Source organism: Serratia sp. A07, from assembly GCF_058725505.1.
Genome location: NZ_JBZXDO010000148.1, coordinates 1 through 1698, shown reverse-complemented (window position 1 = coordinate 1698; position 1698 = coordinate 1). Strand labels below are relative to the sequence as shown.

Here is a 1698-nt window from a genome sequence, read left to right as displayed (position 1 = left end):
CTGGAACAATCAGTCCCCGCAGTTAAGCCGGCTTGCCAGCCGCATTATTACCCGGAGCCTGTGATGAATCACCCGCATACCGACGTCATCATCCATATCACGCGCGAAGGCGAACGCTGGGACCAGCTTGCCAACGATTACTACGGCGATCCGCTGGGTTATGCCCGCATCATCATGGCCAACCCACAGGTCGCTATCCTGCCGGTGCTGCCTGCCGGTATGTCGCTCGCCATTCCGGTCATCCCGGCAGACAACAACCAGGAGACGCTGCCACCATGGCTACGCTAAACACACCCACCACGCCCGCTGCTGGCGGCAAGTCTTCCGGTGCCGTCCCGACGCCGGTGTTTGAGCTGGTCTATGGTCAGAAGGACATCACGGTCGACGTCACCCCCTACGTGCTGTCAATCAGTTTCACCGACAAGCTGTCGGGGGAATCGGACGAGATCCAGGTGGAGCTGGAGGACAGTGACGGCCGCTGGCGTGATGCCTGGTACCCGGGCAAAGGGGATACCCTGTCGCTCAAGCTGGGGCTCGAAGGGCAAAAGCTGCTGAACTGCGGCACGTTCTCTATAGATGAAATCGAGCTCGGCGGACCGCCAGATACGGTGTCACTACGGGGACTGTCGGCCTCGGTTACGGCGGCGATGCGCACCCGCTCCAATCGGGGGTTCGAAAACACGACGTTGCTGGCCATCGCCAGCCGTATCGCCAAAAAGCACGCTCTCAGGCTCGAAGGCACGATAGAGCCGCTCAAGCTTGACCGCGTCACCCAATACAATGAGACCGACCTGGCGTTCATGACCCGCCTGGCGCGCGAGTATGGTTACATCGTCAAAGTGACACACGAGGCGCTCGTCTTCTCGCACCGCGTTACCCTGCGCGAGGCCGAACCTGTTCACACACTGACGCCCGCCATGGTTGGACGCTACCGACTGCGCGATACCATCAACCGCATCTACAAGCAGGCCAGGGTCAAATACCAGGACACCCGAACCAAGAAGATGGTCACCCTCGGCGTCAAAGCGGATGGCAGCATCGGGCCGGTGGCAGAAGAAACGGTGAGCGCCAAGGGCAAAGGGCAAAAGCCCTCCTCTCATGCTACCAGCGCGGACACGCTCAATATGCAGAGCCGGGCACGCACCCGGGATGAGGCGGTCAGCAAGGTCTGCGCCGGTATCAACCGTCACAATGAGTACCAGCGCGAGGCCACGCTCAACCTGGAAGGCAATGTGGGACTTAAAGCCGGCAATACCTTGTCGCTCACCGGCTTCGGACGGCTATCGGGGAGCTGGCTGGTGACGGCGGTCCGCCATGATATCGACCGGCAAGGCGGTTACAGCTGCGAACTCACTCTCGGCCAGGGGCCGATTGCCAACCCGCACAAAAAAGGCAAGAACGGCAAGGCCGGCACGTCACGCGAGATGGTGGTCATCGGCAAAAAGGCCGACGGCAGCCTCGGCGTAGTGGATAAGAAGACACAAAGCGTCAAGGGGAAACGCCGATGAGCGGTATCAAGTTTGCCACCGGCACCGTCAGCGCCGTGGATGAGAAAACCGCCCGGGTGCGCGTCAGGCTGCCGGAGTACGACAATCTGCGCACGGCCTGGATCGAGGTGCTGCAGCGCAACACCCAGAACAACAAGGATTACTGGTTGCCGGATATCGGCGAACAGGTCAAGGTATTGCTCGATCCTCA

General features: G+C 60.8%; 3 protein-coding genes. All 3 read left to right on the top strand.

The features are described from left to right. A partial coding sequence (locus AC4PR2_RS28690; protein ID WP_492176022.1) for a tail protein X occupies nucleotides 1-288 on the top strand: 288 nt, incomplete at its 5' end. Beyond that, nucleotides 276-1508, top strand: coding sequence for a phage late control D family protein (locus tag AC4PR2_RS28685; protein WP_492176024.1), 1233 nt, complete (start codon nucleotides 276-278; stop codon nucleotides 1506-1508). The genes AC4PR2_RS28690 and AC4PR2_RS28685, both read left to right, overlap by 13 nt. After that, nucleotides 1505-1698: phage baseplate assembly protein V (locus AC4PR2_RS28680; RefSeq protein ID WP_492176023.1), on the top strand; the 194-nt coding region annotated here is incomplete at its 3' end. The genes AC4PR2_RS28685 and AC4PR2_RS28680, both read left to right, overlap by 4 nt.

Bases quoted from the DNA above. Each gene is read 5' to 3' on its own strand.
- AC4PR2_RS28685 (WP_492176024.1), top strand. From the start codon at position 276: ATGGCTACGCTAAACACACCCACCACGCCCGCTGCTGGCGGCAAGTCT.